Source organism: Crossiella cryophila (genome assembly GCF_014204915.1).
In the GTDB taxonomy this organism is placed as follows: Bacteria; Actinomycetota; Actinomycetes; order Mycobacteriales; family Pseudonocardiaceae; genus Crossiella; species Crossiella cryophila.
On sequence record NZ_JACHMH010000001.1, the window covers coordinates 2,660,334 to 2,675,517 of the forward strand.

Sequence of the window (15,184 nt, forward strand, 5' to 3'; positions counted from 1 at the left end):
GACATGACCGTCGAACCGCGGACCTGCCCCGCCTACCCGTTCGGGGAGGCGGTCAAGCTCGACCTGTATCCGGAATACGCTGTGCTGCAACGGGATGAGCCGGTGGCCAAGGTGCGCCTGCCCTACGGCGGGCGGGACGGCGAACCCGCCGAGGCCTGGCTGGTGACCGGGTACGCCGAGGTCAAACAGGTGTTGGTGGACATGCGTTTCAGCGGCGACGCGGCCACCGCGCCGGACACCCCGCGGGTCACCCCGTGGCCGTTGCGGCGCGGCATGATGCTGACCATGGACCCGCCGGAGCACACCCGGCTGCGGCGGCTGGTGGCCAAGGAGTTCACCATGCGCCGGGTGGAGAAACTCCGCCCGGACACCGAGCGGATCGTCAGCGGGTTGCTCGACGACATGGTCGCGCACGGCTCGCCCGCGGACTTCGTGCAGCACGTGGCGCTGCCGCTGCCGATCACGGTGATCTCGCACCTGCTCGGCGTGCCCAAGGAGGACGAGCACCACTTCCGGGCCTTCACCGAGGTGATGGGCGCGACCACCAAGTACACCGCGGCCCAGGTCAACCAGGCCCGCGACCAGCTCGAGGACTACCTGCGGGCGCTGATCGAACGGCGGCGCGCCGAACCCAGTGACGACCTGCTGGGCGCGCTGGTGCAGGCCCGCGACGAGGAGGACCGGCTCAGTGAGGAGGAGCTGGTCCGGGTCGGGGTGAACCTGCTGATCGCGGGGTATGAGACCACCGCGAGCCAGATCGCCAACTTCGCCTACGTGCTGCTGCAGCGGCCGGAGCTGTTCGCCCAGCTGCGCGACGACCTGGACCTGGTGCCCAGCGCGGTGGAGGAGCTGTTGCGGGCCACCCCGTTGCGCACCTCGGGCAGCTTCCCCCGGGTGGCCACCGAGGACGTGCGGATCGGCGAGGTGCTGATCAGGGCGGGCGAGACCGTGCTCATCCAGCTCGCGGTGGCCAACCGGGACCCGAAGGTCTTCACCGACCCCGATGTGGTGAAACTGGACCGCGAGCACAACCCGCACCTGGGCTTCGGGCACGGCGTGCACCACTGCCTTGGCGCGCTGCTGGCCAAGATGGAGTTGCGCCTGGTCCTGCGGCACCTGGCTGAGCGCTTTCCGGACCTGCGACTCGCCGCCCCGGCCGAAGCGATACCGTGGAAGGCCGGGCTGCTCGCACGCGGCCCGTTGTCCCTGCCGATCGCCTGGTGACGGGAGCACGTGGTGAGCACTGATCGTTGGCACGTCGAGGTTTCGCACGACTGCATCGGGTCCGGGATGTGCGCGGGCGCGGCGCCCGAGTTCTTCCGGCTGGTCGACGGTTACGCCGAACCGGTCCACACCGAGATCGACCCGGACGAGGTCGTGACCGACGCGGCCGACCAGTGCCCGGCCGAGGCGATCTCGGTGGTCGACGTGGCCTCCGGCAAGACGCTGGCGCCGGTCGACTAGATCCCGGAAGGGGTCAGACCCGGACCAGCACCTGGTCCATGGTCTTGCGCACCAGGTCGGGTACCTGCGCCTGTTCGGCCGGGTACCCGACCGGGATCACCGCGAACGCCTTCTCGTTGCGCGGCCGCCCGAGCACCTCGCCGAGGAAACGCATCGGGCTGGGGGTGTGGGTGAGCGCGGCGAGCCCGGACAGGTGCAGGGCGGTCAGCAGCATGCCGACCGCGATGCCCACCGACTCGTCGCCGTAGTAGTGCTTGTAGGAGCTGCCGTCCGCGCGCAGCCCGAAGCGCTGCTGGAACACCACGATCAGGTAAGGCGCGTCGGTCAGGTGCGGCTTGTGCGCGTCCGTGCCCAGTGGGCGCAACGCGGAGAGCCACTCCTCGCCGAGACGGCCGTCGTAGGAGACCTGTTCCTCGGCCTCCGCGGCCGCCCGGATGCGCGCCCGCACCTCGGGGTCCTCCACCAGCACGAAGGTCCACGGCTGCTGGTGCGCGCCGGAGGGCGCGGTGTTGGCCACCGCGATCGCGTTGAGCACCAGCTCCTCGGGCACCGGGTCGGGGGCGAAACTGCGCACCGTGCGCCGCTGGTCCATCCGCGCGCGCAGCTCGGCGGAGATCCGCAACGCCTCCTGGTCCGGGATCCGCGCGGGGGAGTACGGAACCGGTTGGTAGGGCTCGCCGTGCAACGGGGTCCATGTCCTCATGGCGGACAGTATTGTCCCGGCCTTCGGACGTAAGCAGGGCCGAACGAGTGAACGGAAAACTTCTCTGAAATCCGCGTCACATGTCACCCGATCGAGCGTCCCGGTGCTGCGGGCTCCCACGGGGGAGCAGCCCGCGAACCCGGCGGCCGGGACCCCCAGCCACCGCCGCCGGTTCGCGCGGAGGACCGCCGGTCGGGGAGAGCGACCGGCGGGCCTCCTGCGCGGCGGCGTGTGGCCCGGCTCTCCCGATCTGCCTTTTGTCACCCGCGCCAACTACGCTGACCTGTTATGTCCGGGCGTCGACTTGGCGTGATGGGCGGCACCTTCGATCCCGTGCATCACGGGCACCTGGTGGCCGCCAGTGAGGTGCAGGCGCGGTTCGACCTGGACGAAGTGATCTTCGTGCCGACCGGGCGACCGTGGCAGAAGGAGCACCACGTGGTCTCCTCGCCGGAGGACCGCTACCTGATGACGGTGATCGCCACCGCGTCCAACCCCCGGTTCTCGGTGAGCCGGGTGGACGTGGACCGGACCGGTCCCACCTACACCATCGACACCCTGTCCGACCTGCACAGACAGCATCCCAACGATCAGCTGTTCTTCATCACCGGCGCCGACGCGCTGGAGCAGATCCTGGGCTGGTGGCGGGCGGACGAGCTGTTCGAGCTGGCCCACTTCGTCGGCGTCACCCGGCCGGGCTACCAGCTCGACGACGACCACCTGCCGCGCGGCGCGGTCAGCCTGGTGGACGTGCCCGCGATGGCGATCTCCTCCACCGACTGCCGGGAGCGCGTGGCCAAGGGGATGCCGGTCTGGTACCTCGTGCCCGATGGTGTGGTGCAGTACATCTCCAAGCGGAACCTGTACCGCGACCCGGCGCCCTGACCGCCCGGTACCCTGAGTGACCTGTGCGGACCCCCGTAGGTCGCACGGGGAGGAGCAACGTGTCAGCGACCGAGGAGTCCCGCCGGCTGGCCCATGTCGCCGCACTCGCGGCGGCCGACAAGAAGGCCCACGACATCGTGGTGCTGGATGTGTCGACCCAGCTGGTGATCACCGACGTCTTCGTGATCGCCTCGGCGCCCAACGAGCGCCAGGTACAGGCGATCGTGGACAGCGTCGAGGAGAAGATGCGCGAGGCCGGCAGCAAGCCGGTGCGGCGGGAAGGCGCCCGCGAGGGGCGCTGGGTGCTGCTGGACTTCGTGGACCTGGTGGTGCACATCCAGCACACCGAGGAGCGTTCGTTCTACGGCCTGGAGCGGCTGTGGAAGGACTGCCCGCGGATCGAGTTCGAGGACGTCGTGGCGCACCAGCCCGAGGACGAGGACGTCCAGGCGTGACCCTGTCCCGGCTGATTCTGTGGCGGCACGGTCAGACCGGCCACAACGCCTCGGGCCGGCTGCAGGGCCAGCTCGACGTCGAGTTGAACGACATCGGACTGGCCCAGGCCCGGCAGGCCGCGCCCCTGGTGGCGGCACTGGAACCCGATCTGCTGGTCACCTCCGACTTACGCCGCGCGGCGGACACCGCGGCCGCGTTCACCGCGGTCACCGGGATGGCGCCGCGGGTGGACAAGCGACTGCGGGAGACCGACGTCGGCCAGTGGATGGGCATGTCTGGCGCGGAGGTCGAGGCCGACTGGCCGGGCGCGCTGGCGAACTGGCGGGCCGACCCGGCCTTCGCCCCACCCGGCGGCGAGACCCGCCTGGAGGTGGCCGCCCGCGCGGTCGAGGTGGTCGCCGAACTGGACCTAACCCAGGACGGCACCGCCCTGCTGTGCGCGCACGGGGGTCTCATCACCGGCCTGATCGGGCGGCTGCTGGGGCTGCCGGTGGAGCTGTGGCCGTCGCTGGGCGGCCTGAGCAACTGCCACTGGACCGTGCTGGCCAGGCGGGCCGACGACATCAGGTGGCGGTTGCTCAGTCACAACGTGGGGGCGACTGGTTGAGCCGGGGACGCCTGCTGGTCCTCGGCGACTCGCTGGCCTTCCACGGGCCGGAGTACGCCCTGCCCGCGGACGATCCCCGGCTGTGGCCCAACATCGCCGCGGCCGGGCTGGACCGCGAGGCCGAACTGGTCGCCGGGTTCGGCTGGACCGCCCGGCACGGCTGGTGGGCCCTCACCGGGGATCCGCGGGTGTGGTCGCTGCTGCCCCGCACCGACGCCCTGGTGCTGGCCCTTGGCAGCATGGACACCCTGCCCAGCCCGCTGCCCACGTACCTGCGCGAGGGCCTGCGCCACCTGCGGCCCACGCCGGTCCGGCGCTTCGCCCGCGCCCGCTACCAGGCCGCCCAGCCGCACCTGGCCCGCTTCCTGCGCGGCCGCCCGGTGGCCCTGCCGGCCCACCTCACCGTGTCCTACCTGGACCGCTGCCTGCAGGCGGTGCGCACCATCCGCCCCGACCTGCCGGTGATCGGCATGCTCCCGTCGGTGCACAACTCACCCGAGTACGGCCACGTCCACACCGGCCACGCCCCCGCGGTGGCGGCCCTGCGCACCTGGTCCGCCCGCACCCGGGTGCCGCTGCTCGACCTGCCCGCCCTGGTCCGCGCGCACATCTTCGACGGCGACGGCAACCCCGACGGCATGCACTGGGGATTTTCCGCACACGCCGAAGTCGGCACAGCGGTAGCGGACCTGCTCCGCCCGATGCTTCCGTAGGCTGCGTCCCCGTGTCCGTCGCCGTGTTCACCGACTCCACCGCGTACCTGCCGGAGGGCTTCGCGACCCGCCACGGCATCCACGAGGTGCCCCTGCACGTCACGGTGGACGGCGCCGGCGGCCTGGACGGCAAGGACATCGGCCCCAGCGAGCTGGCCGCGGCCCTGGCCGAACGCCGCACCGTCACCACCTCCCGCCCCACCCCCGCCGAGTTCGCCACCGCCTACCGCCAGGCCCTGGAAGCAGGCGCCACCGCGGTCGTCTCCATCCACCTGTCCCGCGAACTCTCCGGCACCTGGGACGCCGCCCGCCTGGCCGCGCTGGAGGTGGGCCCCGACCGGGTCCGCGTGGTCGACTCCCGCTCCACCGCGATGGGCCTGGGCTTCGCCGTACTGGCAGCCGCCAAAGCCGCCACCCGGCAAGCCACCCCCGCCGAGGTGGAAGCGGTGGCCACCCACACCGCCACCCACACCAGAACCTTCTTCTGCCTGGAAACCCTCGAACACCTCCGCCGAGGCGGCCGAATAACCCCCACAGCAGCACTGCTGGGCACCGCCCTGTCGGTAAAACCCCTGCTACACGTGGAAAACGGCCGAATCCTCCCCCTGGAGAAGGTGCGAACCACCAGCCGAGCAGTAGCCCGCCTGGTCGACCTCGCCACCGAAGCCGCGGGCCAGGGCCCGGTAGAGGTGGCGGTCCACCACCTGGGCTCCCCCCAACGCGCGGCCGAACTGGCAGGCCGCCTCGACGAACGCCTCCCCGGCTGCGACGGCTGCGTCATCTCCGAGGTAGGCGCGGTAGTAGGCGCCCACACCGGCCCCGGCGTCCTGGGCGTAGTCGTCCTCCCACACCGCCCCCGCTAACCCACCCACACTCGCCCCGGTCCCCGGTCCCCGGTCCCCGGTCCCCGGCCGCGCCGGCGCCGAGCCCTGCCTTGAGCCGTTCCGCACCTGCCCGCCTCGAACCCAGCCCCGCACCCCCGCGCGCCCAAGCCTCGTCATCCCCTTGACCCTGCACTCTCGGCCGCCCCGCCGCCCCGCCGCCCCGCCGCCCCGCCCCCGGTCGCCCTGCCGCCCCCTGGTCGCCCCGCCTCGCCGCCCTGGCCTCCGTTCGGCCGCCCCGGCCCGCCCCAGGCCCCACCTCCCCCCTCGCCCTCGCCCCCCTCGCCCTCGCCCTCGCCCTCGCCCTCGCCGAGCGCGGCACCCTACACCACCCAACCCCCACCACCTCCCCCAACAACCCCCTCAACCAGCACTTATCCACAACACCCCACCTATCCACAGCCACCCCCGCCCCAGCTACCCCACACCCCCGCCCACCCCTAGCGTCGATCCCATGTGGCGCTTCCTCACCGCGGCAACCAACACCCGACGCGACCTCGCCCGGACCCGGTTGTCCGAACTGGCCGCCGCCGCACGCGCCAGACCCGGCCCTGACCCGCCCCCCGAACTGGACGGCATCAAAGTCATCCAGCTCGACGAGTCAGGCCACCAACTGCCGGCCCGGCCGTTGTCCCGCACCCCGAAGTGGCTTTCCCGGCTCCTGCCAAGGAGTCCGCGGGGAGTCAGGTGGGACCCCGGCCGGCTGGCGGCACTGGCGGTCGCGGTCGTCGCAGTCCTGGCTGTAGCGACGACCGCACTGCTGGTGTGGCAGGACCGGCCGACCAGGGAGATGGCTCCGGAACTCTCCCCGTCGGCCGGTCCCGCCGTCCCTCCGACCACCAAACCCCCGACCACCACCGGCGCCGGCGCCACCCTGGTGGTCAGCGTGGTCGGGAGGGTGACCAAACCCGGGCTGGTCACCCTCACCGAAGGGGCCCGCGTCGCCGACGCCGTCCAGGCGGCAGGCGGCGCACACCCGAACGTCGACCTCAACGGCCTCAACATGGCCCGCCGGTTGGCGGACGGGGAGCAGGTGCACGTCGGAATAACGCCGCCACCCGAGCAGCCCCAGGACTCCCTGGGAATGCCACCCGGCGGCACCGCCAAAGTCAGCCTGAACAACGCGACCCTCGCCGCCCTGGACGCACTGCCAGGAGTAGGTCCCGTGACGGCGCAACGCATTGTCCAGTGGCGGACCAAGCACGGCCGTTTCACCTCGGTCGATCAGCTACGAGAGATCGAGGGCATCGGAGAGTCCCGCCTCGCCCGGCTCCGCGAGCTGGTGAGCCTCTGACCCAGCGCGCCAGGACCGGGCGCGCTGGGTCAGAGCATCGAGGCAAGGGGCACACATGCGGAGAACAAGTCGTCCGACGCGGCAGCTCGCCGTGGCCGACGCACGAGAAAGGGGAAAGCGTGCACCTGTATCCACGGCGAGAAGGCGCGGAAAGGAGGGAAGCGACAACAGCGCACCGCGCGAACGACTTGTTCTCCGCGAGCCACCCGAACCACCGGACTCCGAGCCAACAACACCTTCCGGCCCGGACCTCCGTCTAGTCCCCGCCGCCCTGACCACCTGGGCGGTAACCCTGCTCGGCCTCCACACAGGCTGGCTCCCCGCCACCCTGGCCGCCGCGTTGCTCACCGCAACCGCGGCCACCGCCGCATGCCTCCTGCTCCGCCCCCACCCCAAACCCACCCACCCAACACCCACCCCACCCCCATCACCACCGGTCCACTCACCCCAAACCCCTGCCCCCCAACCCCTTTCACTCCTCCCACCCCAAACTCCCACACTCGAAACATCCCCCCTGCAAACCACCATCCCTCGAATCTCCCCACCCGAAACACCCGCCCCTCGACCCGCCACATCCCAAACGCCCGCACCCCAAACGTGCACCCCCGAACCATCCCCGCCACAACCATCCGCCCCACAACCATCCGCCCCACAAACCGCCCCGCCGCGGTCCTCCCCACCGCAGCCCTTCGCTCCACAAGCCTCCGCCCAGCAGCCTTCCGCCCCGCAAGTCTCTGTCCCGCAAGCCTCCCCACCACAAGCCCCCGCCCCTCAACTCACCCCACCCGAGACGCCCGCCCCTCAAACTTCCCCATCCCAAACCTCCGCCCCCCAAACCTCCTCGCCGGGAACCCCGCCCCGCCCTCACCAACGCCCCCACCTCGATCTCCTTCCCCACCAACGCCCCCATCCCCATTCCCTTCCCCACCAACGTTCCCGACGCCACCGCCTGGCCGCCGCAGTCCTCACCGCCTGCGCCCTGTCCGGAGCCGCGGCCATCGGCATCGCCCTCAAAACCCACGCCGCCACAACACATCCCCTGCACGCAGCCGCCGAACGAGGCGCCACCGCGACCCTTACCGGCGTGGTCACCGGCGACCCCCGCCCCATGCGCACCCCGGCCTACGGCGGCCGCCCCGCCAACAGCAACGGCACCGTCCTCACCCTCGCCCTCGACACCGCCCACACCACCGGCGACACCATGTCCGTCGGCGGCACGGTCCTCCTGCTCGCCATGCACGAGTCCTGGTCCGACATCTCACCCGGCCAACGCCTCCGCACCACCGGAAAACTCGCCCCAGCCCACCCCGGCGACCTGACCGTCGCCGCCCTCCGCGTCCACAACGCGCCCGAACTCCTTGGCACACCACCGTTCTGGCAACGCGCCGCCACTCACATCCGCGCCGGCCTCCGCCAAGCCAGCGCAGTCCTCCCCACCGACCAGGCCGGTCTGCTGCCCTCCCTGGTCGTCGGCGACACCACCACCCTGGCTCCCCGCGTCATCGCCGACTTCCGCACCGCGGGCCTGGCGCATCTACTCGCCGTCAGCGGTACCAACCTCGCGATCGTCTGCGGCGCGGTCCTCCTGCTGTGCCGGGCAGTCCGCACCGGTCCGCGCACCGCGACGGCGGTGGCCGCCTTGGCACTACTCGGATTCGTCATCCTGGCCCGGCCACAACCGAGCGTCCTGCGCGCGGCGGTCATGGCCGCCATCGCCCTGTACGCACTGACCACCGGCCGCGACCGAGCCGCGATCCCCGCCCTGGCCGGTACCGTCACGATCCTGCTGCTCGCCGATCCGGAACTGGCCGGTGACCTGGGCTTCGTCCTGTCCGTGCTGGCCACCGCGGCGCTGGTGCTCCTGGCCCCACGCTGGTCCGACGCCCTGCGCCGCCGACACGTCCCTGGTGGTCTGGCCGAAGCCCTGGCCATCCCCGCCGCCGCGCACCTGTTCACCGCCCCCGTGGTGGTCGGCATGACCGGCGAACTCAGCCTCACCGCCATCCTCGCCAACCTGCTCGCCGCCCCGGTGGTCGCCCTGGCCACTGTGCTCGGCGTGCTGGCAGCCGTCCTGTCGGTGATCCACCCCGGCACGGCCGAACTCCTGGTCCACCTCACCGGACCGGCGATGTGGTGGCTGGTCACGGTCGCGCACCAGGCCGCAGCCATCCCGATGGCCACCCTGCCCTGGCCCAGTGGACTCGGCGGCGGCTTCCTGCTCATCGGCGTCCTGATCGTCCTCGCCCTGGTCCTACGCCAACGCCGCTTCCGCGCCCTGCTCATCGCGGCGATCCTGCTCGCGCTCCTGGTCCTCGTCCCGATCCGAGCCCTGCGTCCCGGCTGGCCACTACCGGACTGGGCCGTGGTCGCCTGCGATGTGGATCAAGGTGACGCCATCGTCCTGTCCACCGCCGAACCCGGTCGCGCGGTCCTCGTCGACACCGGCCCGGACCCGATCGCCATCACCAACTGCCTCCGGGACCTGGACATCGACCGGATCGCGCTACTCGTCCTCACCCACCTGCACGCCGATCACATCGGCGGCCTGGCCGAGGTACTCGCCGGGCACCAGGTCGGCGCGGTGGCGATCAGCCCCGTCCAGCAACCACCTTGGGCCATCAAGGAAATCCGCCGCGCCACCGAGTCCGCGGGCGTCCCCCTGACCGAACTCCGCCCCGGCACCAGCACCACCTGGCCCGGCCTGACCATCGACATCCTCGGCCCCCGCAGCCCAGCGGCCCTGGGCGCCACCGGCGAACGCGTCGGCGGCACGGCCCTGAACGACGCCTCCGTGGTCATCCGGGCCCACACCACCGCGGGCCGGGTCCTGCTCACCGGCGACATCGAACTGGCCGGCCAGGCAGACCTGTTGGCGGACAAGGGATCCGAGCTAGCGGCCGACATCCTCAAGGTCCCCCACCACGGCTCCCGCTACAGCCTGCCCAGATTCCTGGCCACCGTCCGCCCCCGGATCGCCCTGATCAGCGTCGGCGCCGGCAACGACTACGGCCACCCCAGCCCCCTGATCCTGGAAACCCTCCGCGCCCAGGGAACCCACATCCTCCGCACCGACCAGGACGGCGACCTGGCCATCGCCCCCAGCCCTCACGGCCCGGTGATCTCCCGCCACGGCAAACAAGAATCCCGGACAGCACGATGACTCCCCAGAACCCTGTCACCCGCCACAAACACGTCCGGCGTGTCACCCGGTCGCAAGAGACCAGGTGACACGCCGGAAGGCGGAGCTTGGGGTCAGAGGCCGAGGGCCTCGCGGACCGCGGCGGCTGACGGGGGAACGGTGGCGCGCGGGCCGATCCGGTCCTGCACCGCGTCCAGGGTCTTGAGGCCGTCGCCGGTGATCAGCAGGACGGTTTCGGCGTCCGGGTCGAGCTGGCCGGTCTCGATGAGCTTCTTGGCCGTCGCGACGGTCACGCCGCCCGCGGTCTCGGCGAAGATGCCCTCGGTGCGGGCGAGCAGCCGGATGCCCTCGACCACCTCTTCATCGGAGACGTTCTCGATGGAGCCGTTGGTGCGGCGGACGGTGTCGAGCACGTACGGGCCGTCGGCGGGGGCGCCGATGGCCAGGGAACGGGCGATGGTGTCCGGCTTGACCGGGGTCACCACGTCGTGGCCTGCCTTGAAGGCGGCGGCGACGGGGGAGCAGCCGGTGGCCTGGGCGCCGAAGACGCGGTACGGGGACTGCTCGACCAGGCCCAGTTCGCCCAGTTCGCGGAAGCCCTTGTCGACCTTGGTGAGCTGGGAGCCGGAGGCGATCGGCACCACGATCTGGTCCGGCAGCCGCCAGCCGAGCTGCTCGGCGACCTCGTAGCCCAGGGTCTTGGAGCCCTCGGCGTAGTAGGGCCGGACGTTGACGTTGACGAACGCCCAGTCCTCGTGGTCCGCGGCCAGTTCGGTGGCCAGGCGGTTCACGTCGTCGTAGTTGCCGTCGACGGCGATCAGGGCGCCGTCGTACACGGCGGTGGTGAGGATCTTGGCCCGTTCCAGCGAGGACGGGATCAGCACGACCGACTCCCAGCCGGCGCGAGCGGCGGCCGCGGCGACGGCGTTGGCCAGGTTGCCGGTGGAGGGGCAGGCCAGGACCTTGAAGCCCAGCTCGCGGGCGGCGGCCAGGGCCACCGCGACCACGCGGTCCTTGAACGAGTGGGTGGGGTTGCCGGTGTCGTCCTTCACCCAGATCCGGCGGACGCCCAGTGCCTTGGCCAGGCGGTCCGCGCGGACCAGCCTGGTACAGCCGGGGTCGGTGTTCGGGTGGGCGTCCACAGTGGACGGCACGGGGAGCAGGTTGCGGTAGCGCCAGATCGACTGCGGGCCGGCTTCGATGTCCTCCCGGCGGACGGTCCCGAAGTCGTAGCCGACCTCAAGGGGACCGAAACACTCGGAACAGGCGAACTCGGCGGCGAGTGGGACCTGGTGGCCGCACTCCCGACAGACCAGGCTGCGCGCCGGGCCGAGGTCAAGGGTCTGCTGGGCGCTGTTGGGCGCCTCGATGGTCGTCATCGCGAGGTCTCTCCTCATCTTTCCCGCTGGCGCGGGGCGGATTTGGCACCGTGTTCACCTGCTCCCTCGCGGAATACGCGTCGAGCCTGTGCCGGTTGCCGGGGTGTCGTAGGGCCGATCCCTCTACCCCTCTGGATGAGCTGTATTCAGTTGTCTGCGACTCACCGTACGGCACGGTCGCCACTGAGAGCTACCGTCAGCCCAGTATGCGGGAGCCCGCGGGGCTGTCAGACCCCCGTGAAAGGATTGCCGACGTGAGCGCCCCAGCCGTCACCCCGGAGCCACTGCATCTGGTGATCGGGGAAGAGGAACTGCTGGTCGAGCGGGCCGTCAAGGCGTCTCTGGACGCCGCGCGGCTGGCCGATCCGCAGACCGAGCTGAGCAAGGTCCGGGTGACCGACCTCACCCCGCCGGAGCTGATCGAACTGGTGAGTCCGTCCCTGTTCGCCGAGGGCCGGGTCATCGTGCTGGAGGCCGCCCAGGAGGCGGGCAAGGAGATCGCGGAGGCGATCGGCGCCTACTGCAAAGCGCCCAGCGAGGGCGTTGTGCTGGTGGTCGTGCACAGCGGCGGCGGCCGGGGCAAGCTCGCCAAGGAACTGCCGGACGCGTTGCGCAAGGCCGGCGCCAAGGTCACTACCTGCGGGAAGCTGAGCAAGCCTGGCGAGCGCGAGTCCTTCGTCAAGGAGGAGTTCCGCCGGGCCGGTGGCCGGGTCGACCCGGCAGGCCTGGCCGCGCTGATCGAGACCGTGGGCTCGGACCTGCGAGAACTGGCCGCCGCCGCCTCGCAACTGGTGGCCGACACCGGCGGCCAGGTCGACGAGCAGGCGGTGCGCCGCTACCACCGCGGCCGGGCCGAGGTGACCGGGTTCGTGGTCGCGGAGAAGGCGGTGACCGGCGACCGCGCCGGGGCGCTGGAGGCATTGCGCTGGGCACTGCAGACCGGCGTGCCGCACGTGCTGATCGCGGACGCCCTGGCCGACGCGGTCCGCACCATCGCCAGGGTGACCGCCGGCGGCCGGGCCGACCCGTTCGCGCTGGCCGGTCAGTTGGGCATGCCGCCGTGGAAGGTCAAGAAGGCCCTGGCCCAGTCCCGCGGCTGGGAACCAGAAGGACTCGCCGAGGCCATGAACCTGGTGGCCAGGCTAAACGCGGATGTGAAGGGCGTCGCCGCCGACGGCGGTTACGCACTGGAGCGAGCGGTGCTGAGGTTGATCCTGGTTCGGCGAGGTCGCTGAGCCGGCAGTGAGGCCAGGCCGCGGACTCGACCCCGGCCCCGGTCTGGCCGGGGCCTTGGACTTGGTGCCAGTCCTAGGACCTGGCACCAGCCCTAAGGCTGATCCGAGTGCTGGGCCTGGGCCCGGAGTCGGAGCCGGTTGAGTCGAGGAGTCGGCCACGGCGGCTGATGGTGCTGGGCCGGACCGGCTGAGCCGATCCGCGTGGATCGTGCTGATCGCGCGATCCGGCCGGAGGTGGTGCTGGCGAGGTTCCTCGGCCAGCGGCGTGCCGAGGAACCTCGCCGGGGCCTGCCGATCGGCAGGCGGCTGGGGGTTGGGGGTTGGGGGCGGGCCGAGCCGGGATTTGGCCGGCCGCCGACCTGGAGATACCTAGGTAACTAGTGGGTGGGCTGGGTAGAGGTTGGTTGTTCGGGTTGTTGGGGGCCGGTGGTGGGTGTGCGTTGATGACGGGGGTATGGCACTTCGGTACCACGGGTTTTGTGTGCCGGGGGCTGTGGGGAAGTGTTTGTCACCGTGTGTACCGGCTTTGTTTGCCTTTGTTCTGCCGCTTGGGTGAGTGATGTGCGGAGAGTGGTGGCGCATATTGCGAGTCGCAGATTGCCTTCGGTTGTGCCTGGCAATCGGTTGCCTGCGCCGAAAGGTCATCGCGTGGGTGTTGCGCTCGATTTTCGTATTTCTGTCAATACGGCGACCGGGTGATACCTGGAGGCCTGATCAGAAACGGAAGAGTGGGCCCTTTTCCTGATACAGCACGCAATCGTTGGGGAACGTTTCCTGATAGGTGACGGGGCGGCCGTTCCACATGCCGCGGGCGGTGACGGTGATGGGAGCGTAGATCAGGTAGCACGGTTCCTGGGGGCCGACGTTCACTCGGCGGAAGTCGCCTGCCGTCTTCTTCAGCTCGTGGCAGGACCAGGCGGGCTGGGGGTGCGCGCCGGCTGCGGGTTCGCAGGTCAGTGTGCGTGCGCGGGCGTCCCTGGTCGGGGCCTCGCCGGGGTTGCTGGTCAGCACCAGCCAGCTGGTTGCTCGCGGAGTCGCCGTCGTGGCCGTCGCGGTGGGCGCGGTGACCACGGCAAGGGGCAGCAGGGTCGCTGTCAGCCCGAGTGCCAACGGCAGAAGTCGCTTGCGAGACATTGTTCGCCTTTCAAGGAATGAGTCTGTTTGTGGCCGCCTGTTCCGGCCGCCATGATGAATACGAATACAGTGATTTCGGCGCACGGTGACTGTGGTCACATGACTCCCGGGTAACACCCTTTCCTGTCCCACGAACGGCGGTACGCAACAGTCCCGAAACATACGAAGCTTGTCCTCGAAAGCAACCATGCTTGCCAACGCGCCGGTTCTGCGGTGTCATCAGGGTGTAACGCACTTCCGGATGACCGCCCTCGGACGGGACGCGCCTCGAAAGGAATTACCGGTGATTACCCCAGGATCTACCGGGTTGATTTCTCACGGGGCGAAGGGGCAGTTGGTGAAGAACGAAGGTGGTCTGGATGGTGAGACGTCTGCCGTGGGTACGCGGCAGAGCTTCTGGCGGGAGTGCCTGCGGCTGCGGCCCGCGCTGATCCGGGTGGCCCGGCGGCAGGGTGTGAACCCGGCCGAAGCGGAGGACGTCGTGCACGATGCGTTCCTCCGCGCCGCACAGTACGCACAGCTCGACCACGGAAGGCTGATGCCGTTCCTGGTCACGGTGGTGAAACGCCTGGGTGTGGACGAGTTGCGGCGGCGGGCATCAGCACAGCAAGTGTGCACCCACCCCGGACTGTTGCCCATGCAGGTGATCGATCCCGCCGATGTGGTGACGGATCGGCATGAGGCTCGCTGGTTGCTGGCCAGGTGTGGGAAATTGAGTCAGCGCGAATGGCTCGTCCTGCTGTGGCTTGACCAGGGACTTCCTCATGAGGAGATCTCACGTCTGCTCGGCACCACGCGCAGGGCGACCGAGTGCATCGCGAGCAGGGCGCGATGCCGGGTTCGCCGGTGGATGGCTCGTCGGCTCCGCTCAGCAGGGGAGCGAGCCGGCTACTAAATAGGGACCCCGGTGCGGTGTGCAGGGCACCGCACCGGGGACCCGATACGACGAAGGCGCCGCCTCACCTTCCGGTGGGGCGGCGCCTTCGTCGTTCAGCGTTCCGTGCCCTGCTCACTCCGTGCGGAGCGGCGGACTCAGATCTTGTTGGCGCGCAGCGCGAGGGCCGACTTCTTGTTCGCGGCCTGGTTGGCGTGGATCACGCCCTTGCTCGCCGCCTTGTCCAACTTGCGGTTGGCCACGCGGAGCAGCTCAAGAGCCTTGTCCTTGTCCCCGGCCTCGGCGGCCTCGCGGAACTTGCGGACGGCGGTCTTGACCTCCGACTTGACGGACTTGTTGCGCAGGCGCGCCTTCTCGTTGGTCAGGATGCGCTTCATCTGCGACTTGATGTTGGCCATG

Annotated in this window: 15 protein-coding genes and 1 riboswitch; of the genes, 11 read left to right on the forward strand and 4 right to left on the reverse strand. The window is 70.6% G+C overall.

The window, feature by feature from the left end:
- The first annotated feature begins 3 nt into the window (after positions 1 to 3).
- Positions 4 to 1,224, forward strand: a complete 1,221-nt coding sequence (locus HNR67_RS12360; protein WP_185002172.1) for a cytochrome P450 — start codon at positions 4 to 6, stop codon at positions 1,222 to 1,224.
- Positions 1,225 to 1,236: 12 nt separating this feature from the next.
- Positions 1,237 to 1,464 carry a ferredoxin gene (locus HNR67_RS12365; RefSeq protein WP_185002173.1) on the forward strand — a complete coding sequence of 76 codons (228 nt, stop codon included), beginning with the start codon at positions 1,237 to 1,239 and terminating at the stop codon, positions 1,462 to 1,464.
- Positions 1,465 to 1,477: 13 nt separating this feature from the next.
- On the opposite strand, the gene HNR67_RS12370 is transcribed toward HNR67_RS12365, so the two are convergent.
- Complete coding sequence (locus HNR67_RS12370; protein WP_185002174.1) at positions 1,478 to 2,167, reverse strand: nitroreductase family protein; 690 nt, start codon at positions 2,165 to 2,167, stop codon at positions 1,478 to 1,480.
- A 288-nt stretch (positions 2,168 to 2,455) separates the two neighbouring features.
- Here HNR67_RS12370 and nadD point away from each other — a divergent pair, with 288 nt between their 5' ends.
- The 7 genes from nadD (at position 2,456) to HNR67_RS12405 (ending at position 10,163) form a co-directional block, all read left to right on the forward strand.
- A complete protein-coding gene (gene nadD / locus HNR67_RS12375; protein ID WP_185002175.1) occupies positions 2,456 to 3,052 on the forward strand; it encodes a nicotinate-nucleotide adenylyltransferase in 597 nt (198 codons plus the stop codon).
- Between the two features lie 59 nt (positions 3,053 to 3,111).
- Positions 3,112 to 3,507: a ribosome silencing factor gene (gene rsfS / locus HNR67_RS12380; RefSeq protein ID WP_185002176.1), complete on the forward strand. Its 396-nt coding sequence runs from the start codon at positions 3,112 to 3,114 to the stop codon at positions 3,505 to 3,507.
- Positions 3,504 to 4,115, forward strand: coding sequence for a histidine phosphatase family protein (locus HNR67_RS12385; RefSeq protein WP_185002177.1), 612 nt, complete (start codon positions 3,504 to 3,506; stop codon positions 4,113 to 4,115). The genes rsfS and HNR67_RS12385 overlap by 4 nt, the downstream gene beginning before the upstream one ends.
- Complete coding sequence (gene octT / locus HNR67_RS12390) at positions 4,112 to 4,828, forward strand: diglucosylglycerate octanoyltransferase (protein ID WP_185002178.1); 717 nt, start codon at positions 4,112 to 4,114, stop codon at positions 4,826 to 4,828. The genes HNR67_RS12385 and octT overlap by 4 nt, the downstream gene beginning before the upstream one ends.
- 11 nt (positions 4,829 to 4,839) lie before the next feature.
- Positions 4,840 to 5,691, forward strand: a complete 852-nt coding sequence (locus tag HNR67_RS12395) for a DegV family protein (RefSeq protein WP_185002179.1) — start codon at positions 4,840 to 4,842, stop codon at positions 5,689 to 5,691.
- A 472-nt stretch (positions 5,692 to 6,163) separates the two neighbouring features.
- A complete protein-coding gene (locus HNR67_RS12400) occupies positions 6,164 to 7,003 on the forward strand; it encodes a ComEA family DNA-binding protein (protein ID WP_185002180.1) in 840 nt (279 codons plus the stop codon).
- Between the two features lie 1,084 nt (positions 7,004 to 8,087).
- Complete coding sequence (locus HNR67_RS12405; protein ID WP_344965711.1) at positions 8,088 to 10,163, forward strand: DNA internalization-related competence protein ComEC/Rec2; 2,076 nt, start codon at positions 8,088 to 8,090, stop codon at positions 10,161 to 10,163.
- A 92-nt stretch (positions 10,164 to 10,255) separates the two neighbouring features.
- On the opposite strand, the gene thrC is transcribed toward HNR67_RS12405, so the two are convergent.
- Positions 10,256 to 11,521 (reverse strand): threonine synthase, encoded by a 1,266-nt coding sequence (gene thrC, locus HNR67_RS12410; protein WP_185002182.1) that lies wholly within the window; start codon positions 11,519 to 11,521, stop codon positions 10,256 to 10,258.
- Between the two features lie 11 nt (positions 11,522 to 11,532).
- Positions 11,533 to 11,663, reverse strand: a riboswitch (SAM riboswitch).
- A 112-nt stretch (positions 11,664 to 11,775) separates the two neighbouring features.
- On the opposite strand from thrC, the gene holA reads away from it, so the two are divergent.
- Positions 11,776 to 12,756, forward strand: coding sequence for a DNA polymerase III subunit delta (gene holA / locus HNR67_RS12415; RefSeq protein WP_185002183.1), 981 nt, complete (start codon positions 11,776 to 11,778; stop codon positions 12,754 to 12,756).
- Between the two features lie 714 nt (positions 12,757 to 13,470).
- Here the strand turns inward: holA and HNR67_RS12420 are convergent.
- Positions 13,471 to 13,866 carry an SSI family serine proteinase inhibitor gene (locus tag HNR67_RS12420; protein ID WP_185002184.1) on the reverse strand — a complete coding sequence of 132 codons (396 nt, stop codon included), beginning with the start codon at positions 13,864 to 13,866 and terminating at the stop codon, positions 13,471 to 13,473.
- 361 nt (positions 13,867 to 14,227) lie between these two features.
- On the opposite strand from HNR67_RS12420, the gene HNR67_RS12425 reads away from it, so the two are divergent.
- Positions 14,228 to 14,785 carry an RNA polymerase sigma factor gene (locus HNR67_RS12425; protein WP_185002185.1) on the forward strand — a complete coding sequence of 186 codons (558 nt, stop codon included), beginning with the start codon at positions 14,228 to 14,230 and terminating at the stop codon, positions 14,783 to 14,785.
- A gap of 137 nt (positions 14,786 to 14,922) precedes the next feature.
- Here HNR67_RS12425 and rpsT read toward each other — a convergent pair whose 3' ends face one another.
- Positions 14,923 to 15,183 carry a 30S ribosomal protein S20 gene (rpsT, locus tag HNR67_RS12430; RefSeq protein WP_185002186.1) on the reverse strand — a complete coding sequence of 87 codons (261 nt, stop codon included), beginning with the start codon at positions 15,181 to 15,183 and terminating at the stop codon, positions 14,923 to 14,925.
- Position 15,184 lies beyond the last annotated feature (1 nt).

Bases quoted from the DNA above. Each gene is read 5' to 3' on its own strand.
- HNR67_RS12360 (WP_185002172.1), top strand. From the start codon at position 4: ATGACCGTCGAACCGCGGACCTGCCCCGCCTACCCGTTCGGGGAGGCG.
- HNR67_RS12370 (WP_185002174.1), bottom strand. From the start codon at position 2,167: ATGAGGACATGGACCCCGTTGCACGGCGAGCCCTACCAACCGGTTCCG.
- nadD (WP_185002175.1), top strand. From the start codon at position 2,456: ATGTCCGGGCGTCGACTTGGCGTGATGGGCGGCACCTTCGATCCCGTG.
- HNR67_RS12400 (WP_185002180.1), top strand. From the start codon at position 6,164: ATGTGGCGCTTCCTCACCGCGGCAACCAACACCCGACGCGACCTCGCC.
- thrC (WP_185002182.1), bottom strand. From the start codon at position 11,521: ATGACGACCATCGAGGCGCCCAACAGCGCCCAGCAGACCCTTGACCTC.
- rpsT (WP_185002186.1), bottom strand. From the start codon at position 15,183: ATGGCCAACATCAAGTCGCAGATGAAGCGCATCCTGACCAACGAGAAG.